The 13,979-nt window shown below is 69.8% G+C and carries 11 protein-coding genes; 5 read left to right on the top strand and 6 right to left on the bottom strand.

The features are described 5' to 3' along the window. Positions 1-60 precede the first annotated feature (60 nt). Together ACFU97_RS20435 and ACFU97_RS20430 are read right to left on the bottom strand one after the other, a co-directional pair. A complete protein-coding gene (locus ACFU97_RS20435) occupies positions 61-1,179 on the bottom strand; it encodes a fatty acid desaturase family protein (RefSeq protein WP_384258297.1) in 1,119 nt (372 codons plus the stop codon). Between the two features lie 7 nt (positions 1,180-1,186). Next, positions 1,187-2,242: a ferredoxin reductase gene (locus ACFU97_RS20430; RefSeq protein WP_384258295.1), complete on the bottom strand. Its 1,056-nt coding sequence runs from the start codon at positions 2,240-2,242 to the stop codon at positions 1,187-1,189. A gap of 87 nt (positions 2,243-2,329) precedes the next feature. Here ACFU97_RS20430 and ACFU97_RS20425 point away from each other — a divergent pair, with 87 nt between their 5' ends. Then, positions 2,330-3,469 carry a helix-turn-helix domain-containing protein gene (locus ACFU97_RS20425; RefSeq protein WP_384258293.1) on the top strand — a complete coding sequence of 380 codons (1,140 nt, stop codon included), beginning with the start codon at positions 2,330-2,332 and terminating at the stop codon, positions 3,467-3,469. Positions 3,470-3,749: 280 nt separating this feature from the next. Here the strand turns inward: ACFU97_RS20425 and ACFU97_RS20420 are convergent, their stop codons facing one another. Next, positions 3,750-4,577, bottom strand: a complete 828-nt coding sequence (locus tag ACFU97_RS20420) for a maleylpyruvate isomerase family mycothiol-dependent enzyme (RefSeq protein ID WP_384258290.1) — start codon at positions 4,575-4,577, stop codon at positions 3,750-3,752. Positions 4,578-5,052: 475 nt separating this feature from the next. Here ACFU97_RS20420 and ACFU97_RS20415 point away from each other — a divergent pair, with 475 nt between their 5' ends. Beyond that, positions 5,053-5,211 (top strand): winged helix-turn-helix transcriptional regulator, encoded by a 159-nt coding sequence (locus tag ACFU97_RS20415; protein WP_384258288.1) that lies wholly within the window; start codon positions 5,053-5,055, stop codon positions 5,209-5,211. A 350-nt stretch (positions 5,212-5,561) separates the two neighbouring features. On the opposite strand, the gene ACFU97_RS20410 is transcribed toward ACFU97_RS20415, so the two are convergent. Continuing rightward, positions 5,562-7,544, bottom strand: coding sequence for an FHA domain-containing protein (locus ACFU97_RS20410; protein WP_384258285.1), 1,983 nt, complete (start codon positions 7,542-7,544; stop codon positions 5,562-5,564). A gap of 55 nt (positions 7,545-7,599) precedes the next feature. Then, a complete protein-coding gene (locus ACFU97_RS20405) occupies positions 7,600-9,279 on the bottom strand; it encodes a serine/threonine-protein kinase (protein WP_384258503.1) in 1,680 nt (559 codons plus the stop codon). A gap of 269 nt (positions 9,280-9,548) precedes the next feature. Here ACFU97_RS20405 and ACFU97_RS20400 point away from each other — a divergent pair, with 269 nt between their 5' ends. Beyond that, positions 9,549-10,865 carry a hypothetical protein gene (locus ACFU97_RS20400; RefSeq protein ID WP_384258283.1) on the top strand — a complete coding sequence of 439 codons (1,317 nt, stop codon included), beginning with the start codon at positions 9,549-9,551 and terminating at the stop codon, positions 10,863-10,865. Positions 10,866-11,267: 402 nt separating this feature from the next. Here ACFU97_RS20400 and ACFU97_RS20395 read toward each other — a convergent pair whose 3' ends face one another. Further along, entirely contained in the window at positions 11,268-12,356 is a 1,089-nt protein-coding gene (locus tag ACFU97_RS20395; protein ID WP_384258281.1) for an alcohol dehydrogenase catalytic domain-containing protein, read from the bottom strand. A gap of 104 nt (positions 12,357-12,460) precedes the next feature. On the opposite strand from ACFU97_RS20395, the gene ACFU97_RS20390 reads away from it, so the two are divergent. Both ACFU97_RS20390 and ACFU97_RS20385 read left to right on the top strand, forming a co-directional pair. Next, entirely contained in the window at positions 12,461-13,354 is an 894-nt protein-coding gene (locus tag ACFU97_RS20390; protein WP_384258278.1) for a LysR family transcriptional regulator, read from the top strand. A gap of 175 nt (positions 13,355-13,529) precedes the next feature. Beyond that, positions 13,530-13,970 carry an Lrp/AsnC family transcriptional regulator gene (locus ACFU97_RS20385; RefSeq protein WP_384258276.1) on the top strand — a complete coding sequence of 147 codons (441 nt, stop codon included), beginning with the start codon at positions 13,530-13,532 and terminating at the stop codon, positions 13,968-13,970. Positions 13,971-13,979 lie beyond the last annotated feature (9 nt).

Here is a 13,979-nt window from a genome sequence, read left to right as displayed (position 1 = left end):
GAACCGGCGGTGCCGCCGGTGCGGCCGGTGCGGCCGATAGATCGGAACCGATACCGGGAATCAGGCCGCTACGAGCTCCTGCTCGCGGTCCGGCGTCTTGACCTCGGGCTTCCTGTTCGGCAGCGAGAGCCGGAAGACCTTGCGCCACGCGGAGAACACCTGCTTGGGCAGCGGCCCGGTGACGTACTCCAGCTCGTACTTCTCGAACAGCGCGCGCACCTTGACCGCGACCTCGGCGTACCGGTTGCTCGGCAGGTCCGGGAACAGGTGGTGCTCGATCTGGTGCGACAGGTTGCCCGTCATGAAGTGCATGGCCTTGCTGCCGCTGATGTTCGCCGAGCCCATCATCTGGCGCAGGTACCACTGGCCGCGCGTCTCGCCCTTGATCGACCGGCGCTCGAAGACCTGCACGCCTTCGGGGAAGTGCCCGCACATGATCACCGAGTGGGACCAGACGTTGCGGACCAGGTTCGCGGTGAACGTGGCGGCGAGCGTGGGGAGGAACGACGGGCCCGACAGCAGCGGGTGGATCACGTAGTCCTTGAGCACCTGCTTGCGGATTTTGCGGCCGACGGCCTTGGCCCGCGCGCGGAACTCCGGGTTGTTGCGGCGGCGCTTGTGGAGGTTCTTGCCGAGCTCCAGGTCGTACGCTGCGATCCCGTACTCGAAGAAGCAGGCGTTGATGAAGTTCCACAGCGGCTGGCCGAGGTGGAACGGGTGCCACTTCTGGTCCTCGTCGACGCGCATGATGCCGTAGCCGAGGTCGTTGTCCTTGCCGATCACGTTCGTGTACGTGTGGTGCAGCTCGTTGTGCGAGTGCTTCCACTGGTCGGACGGCGAGACGTGATCCCACTCCCAGGTGGTGGAGTGGATCTTCGGGTCACGCATCCAGTCCCACTGGCCGTGCAGGACGTTGTGGCCGATCTCCATGTTGTCCATGATCTTCGCCACGGACAGCCCGGCGGTGCCGAGCACCCACGCGGGCGGGAAGATCGAGAACAGCAGCACGCTCCTGCTGGCCAGCTCGAGCTTGCGCTGCGCCGAGATGACCTTACGGATGTAGGCGGCGTCCTTCTCGCCACGACTGGCGATCACTTCGTCGCGGATCGCGTCCAGCTCGCGGCCGAGATCCTCGATCTGCTCCGCGGTCAGGTGGGCGGTGGGGTCGATGGCGGTCAAGATGCTCCTACCGTTCGAGGTCGCAGGGGCCCGCCGCGGCGGACACGCAGGTCTGGATGAGGACGCCGGGCTCGGCCTCGGTGATCTCGCCGGTGCGCAGGTCGCGGACGGCGCCCGCCTTGAGCGGCGTGATGCAGCCGAAGCAGATGCCCATGCGGCATCCGGAGGGCATGAGCACGCCGGCCTCCTCGCCGACGTCCAGCAACGGCGTGGCGCCGTCGGCGTCGACGCTCTTGCCGGTGGCGCTGAACGTGACCTCGCCGCCGTCGCCGGTCACGACGATGCTGGGGCGGAAGCGTTCGGTGTGCAGGCGCTCCGGTACGCCGTGGTCGCTCCAGTGCTTTTCGGCGGCGTCGAGCAGGCCCGTGGGCCCGCACGCCCAGGTCTCGCGCTCGGCCCAGTCGGGTACGAGTTCGCCGAGACGGGTGACGTCGAGCATGCCGTCCGTGTCGGTGTGCACCTCGGTGAGCCGCAGCTTCTTGTCCGCGACCAGGTCGTGCAGTTCGTTGCGGAAGATCACGTCCTGCGGTTGCGGTGCGCAGTGGACCATGACGACGTCGTCGAACTCGGTGTCGCGCAGCATGCCCATCACGGGCGTGATGCCGCTGCCGGCCGTCAGGTAGAGCACCTTGGCGGGCTTGGCCTGCGGCAGAACGAAGTCTCCGGTCGCCTGGTCGAGCTGGATCAGCGTGCCTGGTTTCGTCCTGCGGACCAGGTGGTTGCTGACCTTGCCGTCCGGGATCGCCTTCACGGTGATCGTGACGCGGCCGTCCTGGCGGTTTGTCGGTGAGGTGATGGAGTAGGCACGCCACAGGCGCACCCCGTCGACGTCGACCCCGATCCGCACGTACTGACCGGCTGTGTGGCCGCGCCAGTCTCGTCCAGGCCTGATCACGATGGTCGCGGCGTCACCCGTCTCGGGGTGCACGGCCTCGATGCGCCCCCGCAGGTCGGCGCCCGCACGCAGCGGGCTGATCAGGTCGAGGTAGTCCGACGGCAGCAGCGGCGTCGTGACCATCTCCAGTAGTTTCCACGCCCTGCTGCGGAGGGCTGCACTCGTCATGACTCCAGCTTGCTGCGCCTCACGGGGTAAAGTCCTGACCGCAGGACGTAAATCTGGTGGGCTGAATTGTTCGCAGGGAATAAAACCGTGAGCCATGCAATCCGGAGGGTCAGCGAACTGGCCCTGGACGAGACGACGGTCACAGCACTTCGGGCCGCGCTGAAGACCACCGCCGACGAGGTCGTCCAGGCGATCATCGACGAGGTCCCTTCCTACGCCAACGCCCTGTCGGGCCACATGGGCGCCACCATCCGCCGAGCCGTCCGCACCGCCCTGGGGCACTACCTGGACCTCGCGAGCGGGAACGCCACGGGCGGCGACGCCGGTGACGCGGCCTACGAGCTGGGTCGCGGCGAGGTGCGCGACGGCCGTTCGATGGACGCCCTGCTCAGCGCCTACCGCGTCGGCGCCCGTGTGGCCTGGCGATGCCTGGCAGCGGGTGCCGTACCCGCAGGTCTGCCCGCCGCCGAGGTCGCCAAGTTCGCCGAGCTGACCTTCGCCTACATCGACGAGCTCTCCGCCGCGAGCGCCGCGGGCCACGCCGACGAACTGGCCGCCCGGGGCCGGGCCCAAGAGCGCCACCTGGAACACCTGGCCCGCGACCTCCTCGCCGGCGCGAGCCCGGACGTGCTGCTGGCCTCTGCCCAACGGGCCGGTTGGCAGCCTCCGGTTTCGCTGACCGCGGTCCTGCTGCCCGCCGCCCAGGCCCGGCCTGCCTATCGCGTGCTCGACCCGAGCACCCTCGTGCTCGACGATCTGCCGGACGCCACCGGTGTGCTGCTCGTCCCCGACGCCGACCGATCACATCTCTTGCGGCAGCTGACCGACCGCACCGCCGTGGTCGGCCCGGCCCGGCCATGGACGCGCGCGTCCGCCTCCTACGCACGAGCCGCACGTGCGCGCTCCCTCTCCTCCGACATCCGCGACACCGAGGACCACCTGCCCGAGCTGGTGCTGAGCGCTGATGTGGACGCGTTGTCAGACCTGCGCGACCGCGCCCTCGCACCCTTGCGAACCTTGTCCGCCGCAAGCGCACGGCGCCTGGAGGAGACGTTGCGGGAGTGGCTGCTGCACCAGGGCAGGCGGGACGAGGTGGCGGCAGCGTTGTTCGTCCATCCCCAGACCGTCCGGTACCGGATGTCGCAGCTACGGGAGCTGTTCCCGGATCTCGCATCGCCACAGCGGGTGCTTGAACTGACGCTTGCGGTCGGTATTCGGGACAGCTGAGCCGTTCTTCGGCCGTCTACGACCGCGTCCGCGAGCGGTCCAGGAATGTGCCTCGGGACAAGGCCCGGGAAGCCTTTCGCGAGCGCTGTCTCTGAGAAGCGGGGTGACGGATACGGCTCGACTGGATCCGGTGGACGATGCGCACCGGCCCGCTCATCGACGTGCTCATCGATCATCTGGTCGATGAGCTGGGGCGCTACGCCCTGGCCTACCGCTTTTGTGTCGTCGTAGCGGGCGGCCGGCGGGAGTCGGTGGACGGGTTGGGTAGGGGATCCCGAGGTCAGGGCGCGGTGAACAGGGTGGGGAAGCGGGGTGCGAGCCAGGGTTTGCGTCCCCAGGCGAGGATGTGTCCGTGGGCAATGGCCCGCCATGGGTTGCGACGGCCGAGCGCGATGAGGAGGAAGGTGACGGGTTCGATCAAGATGGTGCAGTCGGCACGTTCCAGCGGGGTGGGAGTCACTAGCACGGCGCCGTCGGCGAGGCTGACGCCGAACGCCGGGCCACCCCTGAGGCGAACGGTGTAGCGGGCGGCCAGATCGGCGATGGCGGCCGGGTCGGCGACGCGCGGCATCACCGAGCGGATGAACGGCAGGCACAGCCCGACCCGGCCGCGGTCGATCATGTGGGGGCGTTTCAGCGCGCGAGCGAGGTCGTAGCCGTGGCCCAGCATGTGGGTCAGCAGGTAGGACGCGAGCACGTGCCGGTCCATGGGCCCCAGCGGCGTGAGGAGTGCCGGGCCGGCGGCGCTCTCGTCGCTCGCGCTTCGATGAACGGCGTCGAGGAATGCGTCGGCCTGCTCTTGGATCATCGACGCCAGCGGCTGTGCCTCTCGTTCCTTGAACGCCGCGAGGGCTTGTACGTTGGCGGCGGCCAGGCTCTGCGGCGTGCCGTCCCCGTAGGGGCGTTCACGCCCGGCTGCGAGGTCGGCCATGAGCTCGTTCGCCAAGGCCAGGTGGGCGGCCGCCTCACCGAGAGTCCACTGCGAGTCGGGTACGGCAACGCTGGTGTCGCCGGCGCGGTGCAGCAGGGTGGCAATGGCGTCGGCCGTCTCCCGTATCGCTCGTGCGAGACCGTGGGGTAGCGGCTCTTGGGTGCTGTGCTGCGCCATGGGATGCACGCTGCCTGTTCCCTCCCGCCCTGCGCGTCCTTCGCGTATGAGGCCCGCGAACCCAATCAGATGCGGGGGGCGTGCGACAAGCCCCGGCACTACCGCGGTGCGGTCCGGCCCGGAGGCGCCGACCGGACGACGAGAGGTCGGGAACGTCGCCCATGAGGACGACGCGGCCGTGCTCGCCCACGGTCATGGCGGCGATGCGGGTGGCCGCGGTGGGTGCCCTGGCTGACAGCAGGTCGCTCACCATGTCGATGCATGACGACCGGGCAGTGTACGCGGCACGTCACATGTCGAAAGGCAGGATCTGGTGCACGGTGAGGTCATCATGCACAGCTGGTATTTGACACGTATTCCTGGGCCGAGCTGTTCCTTTTCTCGCGCCCGTGCGATGGGGCACGGGGGCCGCCCCTGTCGAAGCGGCCCCGGCCCCTACTCCGCACGGCCATCTCCGACCGGCTGTCCTCGAACGGTGCCACTGTGTCCCACCGTCTCGCTCACACTTGCCGAAGGCCCGGTGCGCTACTCCGACCTCGTGGACGCGATCCCCGGCATCTCGCAGCGCATGCTCACCCTCACCCTCAAGCACCTGCAGCGCAGTGGGCTCGTGAACCGCACCGCATTGCGGTGAGCATCGACCGTTGGCCGGCGCGCATGCCAGCGCGCCACTGATCGCCTGGCCCGCCACCGTCCTCACAGGGGTCAAACCGCTTGCGCGGGCAGGCCGTTGGTGCTGCGGCTGATCGCGACGGCCCTTCGGGGCCGTCGGTGACCCACGACGCGAAGGGCTCCCTCTGGCCGTGCTCGGCGGACACCTTGCACACCGCCCGGCCGTGGGGGCGCAGGGTCCACGTGCTCGTGAGCGGACTCATGCCACCCCTCTGTGCGGGGTGCCTGCACTGTAGGCCGGGCCTGCGGGTGCCGCCGCGTCTCGGTCCCGTGTCGACGGACGCGGGACCGTGGCGGGCGGGCGGCGGAGGGTCAGGCCGGGTTGAGGAGCCCCGAGGCGCGGGGGTCGGGGAGCGGCTCGGGCGGGCGGGGAGTCGCGGGGACGAAGACCGGGGCGTCCTCCTGGTAGAAGATGTCGATGTCCGCTTCTTCACCACTGACGATCAGCGTGTCCCATGCGCCGCTCTCCTGCAGGGTGCGCAGCGTCGCGGGCGCCAGTGCGGAGAGGTGGGCCCGGAGTACGTCGTCGTCGGGGAGGCCCGGCAGGCGGGGCGCCAGCCGGTCGCGAATCGTGCGCATGCGGTCCAGGAGGATCTCCAGGTCCGCTTCGGTCGATTGCGAGGGCGCCGGGCTGGCGGGAATCCTGGCCGCCGGTGCCGCGGCTGCTCCCGCCGGCTTCGCCGTGGCCTCCATGCTGCCGTCGATGATGTCCTTGATCGCCCGCGTCACGCCGCGTTCGTCCGTCGTGACCATGGCGTTCCACGCGCGGCTCTTGTGCCGGTACTGCAGCATCGACATCGCCGCCTCGTGCCGGATGAAGTCCGCGTCGCGCAGCGGTCGGCCGCGCCAGACCCGGCTGAGGGAGCGGGCCAGTGAGATGGCCGAGGCGAGACCGCTGTTGAGGCCGCGTCCGGGCCAGAAGTGGATCGCGTTGGCCGCGTCGCCCAGCAGGAATCCGTACGTCCCCGGACGGTCCGCGGTCGGTCGGGTGAGCTGGGCCGTGAACCGCGGGCGCTGGACCATGTCGAGGCGGAAGGAAGTGATCGCGCTGAGGTCTTCCTCGGGTACGTCGAACAGCCGCAGCCCTTCCAGAATCCGCTTCCACAGTGGCGAGCCGCGCAGCAGCGCCGGGAGGAACAGCGTGCCGTGGGTCGGGCAGACGAACTCGTTGTCCTCGTGGCGGCTCATCACGCACGGGCGGGCCGCGATGCACTCCTCGAAGACCTGCCGCACCGGGTCGATGCCGATGACGTTGCGCGCCTCCTCGCGGGTGAGGCGCATGTTCAGGAAGCCCTCGCCGCGCAGCGAGTTGAGCAGGAAGCGGTTCTGCGCCACGGTCAGCAGCACGCTCATCGGGTCCGACAGCCGGGACTTGACCTTGAGCCCGAGCACCACGTCCTGGATGTGCTCGCCGTCGAGGGAGTAGATGGAGGCATCGGCCATGCCGAAGCGGTCGGCGAAGTGCTCGCGGGTGCGGGACCGGCCGCCCTCGCTGATGACCAGCACGTGGTCACGGGCGATCAGTTTTTCCTGCTCGGCCGGGTCGAACCGCTTGGGCACGAGCCGGATCGCCGACTTGTGGTTGGCCAGTTCGAGCAGCCGGTCCTCGATGTAGGCGATGCGGATGTTGCGGGGCGGCCGGCCGTCGACCGAGTCGGGACCCAGCGGCCACATCTCCGAGAACTGGGCGTCGTCGCCGAACATCACCGACTGCATCTCTTCCGACAGTGCCAGGTACTGCCGGCTCTGGACGGTGACGACCTGCTGGCGCCGGACGTTGCCCTGGTCCGCGTCCTTCCAGACCACGGAGGTGCCGCTGCGGACCCACCGGCCGTCGTAGACGGTGATCGCGACCCGTCCTGGCAGTGCCTCGTCCAGAAGCAGCGCGAAGGCGAGGCCGACGGGACCACCGCCGGTCACCGTGACCCGGAGAACTCCCGGGTCCGCGACCGCATCGGCGCGCGGCAGGGCCATCTGGGAGAGGTCCATGACCGTCTCCACGGCTTCCTGCGTCTCGAACAAGAACGTCTCGTCGCCGATGCGTATGGTGTCGCCGGGCACCAACTCGTGCCGCTCGACGCGCAGTTCGTTGACGAAGGTGCCGTTCCTGCTGCCACGGTCGTGGAGCACGTACGCGCCGTTCTCCGTGACGATCTCGGCGTGGAACCGGGAAGCGCTGACGCTGACGATGATGACGTCGTTGTCACTCTTGCGCCCGAACGTCAGCGGAGCATCGCCGAGGACGACGCTCTGACCGGTGAATGGGCCGGTACGTCCCACGATGACCGACAGCACGGAAACTCCTTAGGGGAAAGCAGATTGGTCCAAGTATGGACGACACGATGCCTTGTCACTCGCCGTTGGGTCGGCAAGTGATGGAAAAGGCAACGGAGTTGGACTTCGTGTCGAACGGCGACTTGATCTCCACGGCCATCGCGCTCTTCAGCGTCCCCTCCTTCGCCCACGTCGACAGGCGCACCGTCTCCTTCTTGGTCGTCGGGTCGCCTTCGCGGAACGCCAAGGTCCGCCACTCCCGGTCCACCACCGCTCCGTTGTCGGAGACCCACCGGTAGGAGAACTGGACCGGAGCCCGGTCCGTCTTGAACGTCGCCGTGAACCAGGGAGCCTGGGTGTCTCCGGTCGGGCAGCTCCCGTCGTACGTGGTGGCATCACCGGTGACGGACACCGACACCGGTCGTGACGCGCTCCCGGCCGTGCTGGTTCCTTTGTCCTTGTCGTTCGTGCCGTCGCCCTGATTCATGAGCGCGTAGGCGAGGCCTCCGCCGAGCAGGACCAGTACGGTCGCTGCCACACCGGTCAGGTAGGCGGTACGGCGGCCGCGCGGGGCGGGGGAGGGCGCGGACGACCCAGTGGCATGCCCGAAACCGGTCCCCCGAGCAGGCGGGGAAGCTGGCGCACTGGACCCGAATCCCGTGCTGCTCGGGGGAGGTCCGAACGTTCCCAGCGGGGCAGGTGCGCCCTGGGCGACAGGCACCGTCACCGGCGCGGTGGCCGCCCCATCGACCGTTGGCGCCTCCGCAGTGGTGGTCTCGGCCGTCGTCGCGCCGGTCGGCGCATTCTCCGTGGACGTGACGGCGGCGGTGATGCCGCCCGTCGCCGAGACCGTGGTCACCGCGGAGGTGGCGATCGCAGAGTCGGTGCTCTCCGGCTCGAACCGAACCGCCAACTCCTGTGCCGCCAGAGTGAGTTCGCGTCCGGCCTCCTCGGGCCCCATGCGCTCTACGGGGTCCTTGCGCATCAGGCCTTCGATGACCGCTGTCAACGGTCCGGCCCGGTGCGGTGGCGGCAGCTCGTCGTCGACGACGGCCCGCAGAGTCGACAGGGCGCTCGTCCGGCGGAACGGCGAACGTCCCTGCACGGCTGTGTAGAGGAGCGCGCCGAGCGACCACAGATCGGAAGCGGCACCCGGCGTTCGGCCCAGCGCCCGCTCGGGAGCGAGATACTCGGGCGATCCCACCACCTCGCCGGTCATCGTCAGCGCGGTGTCGCCCTCCACCGTGGCTATCCCGAAGTCGGTGAGGACGACACGGCCTTCGTCGGTGAGCAGGACGTTGGCGGGCTTCACGTCGCGGTGGAGTACCCCGGCGGCGTGGGCGGCGCGCAGCGCCGCCAGCACCTCGACGCCGATCCGTGCGACCTCCTTCGGCGGGAGGGAGCCCTCGGCGCCGATCACGTCGGCGAGGGACCGGCCAGGAACCAGTTCCATGACGATCCACGGCCGGTCGTCGTAGTTCACCACGTCGTAGACGGTGACGACGCCGCGGGCGTTGACCCGTGCCGCCGCCCACGCCTCGCGCTCCAGCCGGACGCGCAGCAGCTCGCTGCGTTCGGCGGGTAGGTCGATCGAGGCGCGAACCTCCTTGACCGCCACCTCGCGGCCGAGCACCTCGTCGCCGGCGCGCCATACGGTGCCCATACCGCCCTCGCCGAGAACGGACAGCAGCCGGTATCTCCCGGCGACCAGCCGTTCACCATCGGCCTCCGGCGAGACCGCGTCCTGGTTGTGCATGAGGGCAAGCTCCCTTTCTCCGCCAACTGCCGTGTACAGCTGCTGAATACGGCGACGATCACCTAAGTGTGCAGGGCAGCAGCCGGACAGATACACACGGGACCGTACCGTGACATTTATGAGCCCGTGACGCTCCAGGACGTCGCGCCCGGCCCTGTCCCATGGGAGGAGAACCCATCCGCGTCTTGGGCGCTGCCGTGTTCGGCCGATCATGGTGCTCGCGACGCCAATTCCCGCCGTCACGCGTCGCAGTTGAGTAGCGTGCAGGGATGAGATCACGCGGGGGGAAGCTCGCAGTCGTCGCGAGCCTGGTAGCCGGTGCGGCCTTGGTGCTGGTCGGCTGCGGCCAGATCCGTGCAGGGGACACCGGCACGGACGACACGAGCGCGGTGGAGCTGGGGTTCAAGAAGTACGCGGGCGCCGTGGGCTACCCGTCGGTGACCGGCCCGCACAACAAGGGGTACGTGGCGCCCGGCGAGGGTCTGCGCCAGCTGGTGCCACTGGGCCACTGTGTCCTCGGGGAGGGGACATTCGCCAACGGGTACCACTACGTGAACGTCAACTGGACTGGTTCCGAGAGCTGTACGAAGCTGTCGATCACTCCGAAGCCGGGCGCCGACGACGAGAGCGACGTGCCGTACTCCATGCGCAGCGGCTGGATCGGTGGCGGCCTGCCGGGCGACGTGGTGGTGCCGTGGGACGACGGTTCGCTGATCGGTGTCGGCGCCACGTTGACCCGCCGGACGCCGGACGGCGAGCATGTCCGGCTCGCCACGCTGCCACTGACGTTCAACAACCAGCCCGAGCAGGAGACCGCGGACGACGCTTCGGTGAACACCGCGGTGAAGGTCGGCTCGCGCCTGCTGATCGGTGGCGGCCAGACCGTCGACCACGTGGAGTCTCCGTACGTGTTCGCGTCCGACGACGCGGGCAGGACCGTACGTCGCGTGCCGTTGCCGACGGTCGACGGCGGTCAACCATCCACGCCCGTGGGCGACTTCGGCGTCAACGGCAGGGAGGTCGTCGCCTTCGGCGCGGCAGCGACCAACGCCTACGACTTCCACTCCTCGGGCACGATCCCGTTCTGGCACAGCGCGGACGGCGGCGCGCACTGGACGTCCGGCAACATCACCGGGATGCCCCCTGGTTCACAGGTGCACCGGGTCCTGTACGCGTCGGGTCACTGGTTCGCCGTGGGTGGCCGTGCCAAGTCCGGCGCCTTCTACGATTCCCTTCCGCTGGTTCTCACCAGCCAGGACGGCACCCACTGGACCCGGATGGACACGTCGGCCATGGGTGGTGGCGAGATCACGGCCGCGACCGTGGACTCCGCAGGCCGCCCGGTCCTGGTCGGCTCGGCCCCTCGCCCCAAGTCCAAGCCGAACACCCGCACAGTGCGGTGCGCTTCCGTCTGGGTCGGCGATGGAACGACCACGGGCTGGAAACGGGGCGGCCTCGGCTGCAGCGAGGACGCTCCGAGCACGGCAGTCACACTCGCTGACGGACGCGTGTTGATCGCGGGGAACCGGGACCTGTGGCTCTCCCGGAGTCCGGGAGCGGGGCCGGGGCGCGGTCATGAGTCTTGACGTCTCCCCGCGGCGAGCGGACGATCACACGATCCACCGGGGTCTGAAAATGCGGTGACCGCGTTGCTGCCGAGGTTGCCGGTGGCACACTGACGAGCAAGGTCTCGCCGGCTGCGAGGTGGCCGGCGAGCAGTCCGCCGTAGGGCCTCTATGGGTACGTGGCTCTTCGCCCAGGAGGACAGGACCGGTTCGAGGAACCGCCACGCTGTCCGACCGTCGCCCGGGCCACGGGTTCCCCCGGGATGATCGCGAAGCGGCAGCCGCTTGCCTGTGTGCCTGAGTTGCGTCGCATGCCCGCCCGAGCAGCCTCGTTCGCGTCGTCGGGCATGCCCCGCAAGGCGGCGATCGAGGTCAGGAGTGCACTCGCGGCGCCGGGTGTCTGGAGGGGATCGGTTGGTTCTGTCACCGAGCGGGTGGGGTGAGTGCGGTGCGGTCGAACGGGCCGCGATGCGAGGCGGCGTAGACCACGGCGTCGTTGACGGCATCGAGGCCGAACGACCGGACTCGTTCGGGGGCGAGGTCCAGGGTGCCCGAGGCGATGAGCCGGATGACGCCGACGTTTGCCGGGCGCGGATACATCCACTGCCCGCGCACTGTGATGCAGTTGCGCATGATCCATGGGTAGGGGAGTGCCAGGTCGTCGCCGCCGAGCATGCCGACGCCACCCATGAGGACGACGCGGCCGTGTTCGCGCACGGTCATGGCTGCGGTGCGCGTCGCGGAGGCGGGTGCGCTGGGCGGAAGGAGGTCGAGCACCATGTCGATGCGGCCGTCGGCGGCCGCAGTCATCGCGGCGCGGTCGGTGCCTTCGTCGCCGGTGAGGGGGAGGGTGCGCACCCGCGGGCCGAACCGGTCGGCGAGGAGGTCGAGTGCGGCCTGGTTGCGGCCGGGGGCGATGACGCGGCCGGCTCCCATGGCGAGGGCGACGGCGACCGCGCTGCTGCCGAGGTTGCCGGTGGCGCCGCTGACGAGCAAGGTCTCGCCGGCTGCCAGTTGGCCCGCGAGCAGTCCGCCGTAGGGGATGACGTGGACGCCGAGCGCGGCCCAGCGGGCCGGGTCCTCGCCGGCGGCCGCGGGCAACGGGTAGACGTTCTCGGTGGGGACCCGCATGAGTTCGGCGAACGATCCGTCGTGCAGGTAGCGGGCGAGCTGTGCGCCGCCCTCGCCGCGGGAGCTCCAGCCCTGGAGGGTGATGTCGGGAGTGAGGGCGTCGTCGCGTGAGCGCACCGTGCAGTCGCACCACACCAGGTCGCCTGGGCGCAGCCGGGTGGCGTCCGGGCCCGTGCGCACGATGCGCCCCACGCCACCGATACCGGGCACGACGGGTGGGACGAGGGGGTAGCTGCGCTCGCCGCTGAAGACCTCGGCCGCATAGGGGGCCACGCAGGTGGCGAGGACTTCGACCAGCACCTCGCCCCCGCCGGCCTCGGGGTCGGGCACCTCCCTCACCGTGAGCGGGGCACCGAACTGTGTCAGGACTGCTGCGTGCACGTGATGGGCTCCGTGTTCGTCGTCGTGGCGTCGCGATCGACCCTAGGAGCCCCAGAGGGCATGCGGGAAGCGACGATCCGGCATCTGTGGTATGCGTATGACGCATGGACGTCTCCAGTACAGGTCTGCGGGTCCTGCGGCAGATCGCCGAGTCCGGCAGCTTCACCGCGGCAGCCACCCGGCTCGGCTACACCCAGTCGGCCGTCTCACGCCAGGCCGCCTCCCTCGAACGCAGCGCGGGCACCGCCCTGTTCGAACGCCGCCCCGACGGCGTGCGGCTCACTCCAGCAGGCCTGAGCCTGCTGCGCCACGCCCGCACGATCCTGGACTGCCTGACGGCGGCCGAACGCGACCTCACCGGCACCGCCTCGCAGAGCGAACTGGTGCGGCTCGGCCTGTTCTTGAGCGCGGGCGCGGCCCTCCTGCCTCCCGCGCTCGCCCGTCTGGCGGCAACCGACCCGCAGATCACGGTCACCACGACGGAGGGCACCACACCCACCCTGATCCGGGCCCTGCGCGCGGGGTCGATCGACCTCGCCGTGCTGACGTCCCGCCCGCCCCACCGGCCCTTGGACGGCGAGTCGCCGCGCCTGCACCTGGAGACGGTGACGGACACCGAACTGGTCGTGGCGGCGGCGTCGACGGGGCAGTTCGCCGGCCGCGGCGCGGTGCACGTCGACGAACTGCTCGACGCCGCGTGGATCGCCACCCCGGCGTCGCACACCGAGCCACTGCTCGGTGTCTGGCCCGGCCTGCCAGGACGGCCACGCGTCGTCCACCGCGCTCGGGACTGGCTGACGAAACTTCAGCTGGTCGCCGGCGGTTTCGGGGTGACCACAGTGCCGGTGCGGCTGGCGCCGGTGCTGCCGCCCGGAGTGAGCCTGCTGCACGTCGAGGGCGCGCCGTCCGAGATGCGCCGGGTGGTGGTGGCGCGACTGCCCGGTCGCCCCGCCGCGGCGATCGCCGCGGTCACACGGGCGCTGACCGCGGCCACCTGATACGCGCTCTTCGGGGGCCGTCGTTGTCGGCCGTCGCCCGGCTGGGGCACGTAGACGATGCACACGCGATTCGCTCGATCCAATCGCCTACACACTTGAATCGAGCGTGACGGTCCGGCATTGTGCTTGAAGTAAGCGTACGTGCCTGCCGTTCACGCAGGGGAGAGGGAGCCGCATGGACGAGATCGACCGGGCCATCCTGCGGGAGCTGCAGGTCGACGGCCGGATCCCGTACGCCGATCTGGGGCCGAAGGTGGGGTTGTCGCCCTCGGCCGCGAGACACCGGTTGCAGCGGCTGATCGACACCAAGGCGGTCCAGGTCGTCGGTGTGACCGATCCGATGACCCTGGGCCAGCAGGCGATGGCACTTCTGGGCCTGCGCATCGACGGCGATCCCCGTGCGGTCGCCGATGAACTGTCCCGGCACGACGAAGTCGTGTACACGGTTCTGACGTCCGGCGGCCTCGACCTGTTCGCCGAGGTGGTGTGCCCTCGGCCTCGGGATCTTCTGGACTTCATCAACGACGTCGTCCGGCCCGTCGAGGGCGTCGCATCCGTGGAGAACTTCCCCTACTTCGGAATCCACACGCACCGCTTCTTGTGGCACGTCGACTGAGGCATCCAC

Source organism: Streptomyces sp. NPDC057616, from assembly GCF_042800575.1.
Lineage (GTDB): Bacteria > Actinomycetota > Actinomycetes > Streptomycetales > Streptomycetaceae > Streptomyces.
The sequence above is the reverse complement of the archived record's forward strand: the minus strand, read 5'-3'. Positions and strand labels throughout refer to the sequence as shown.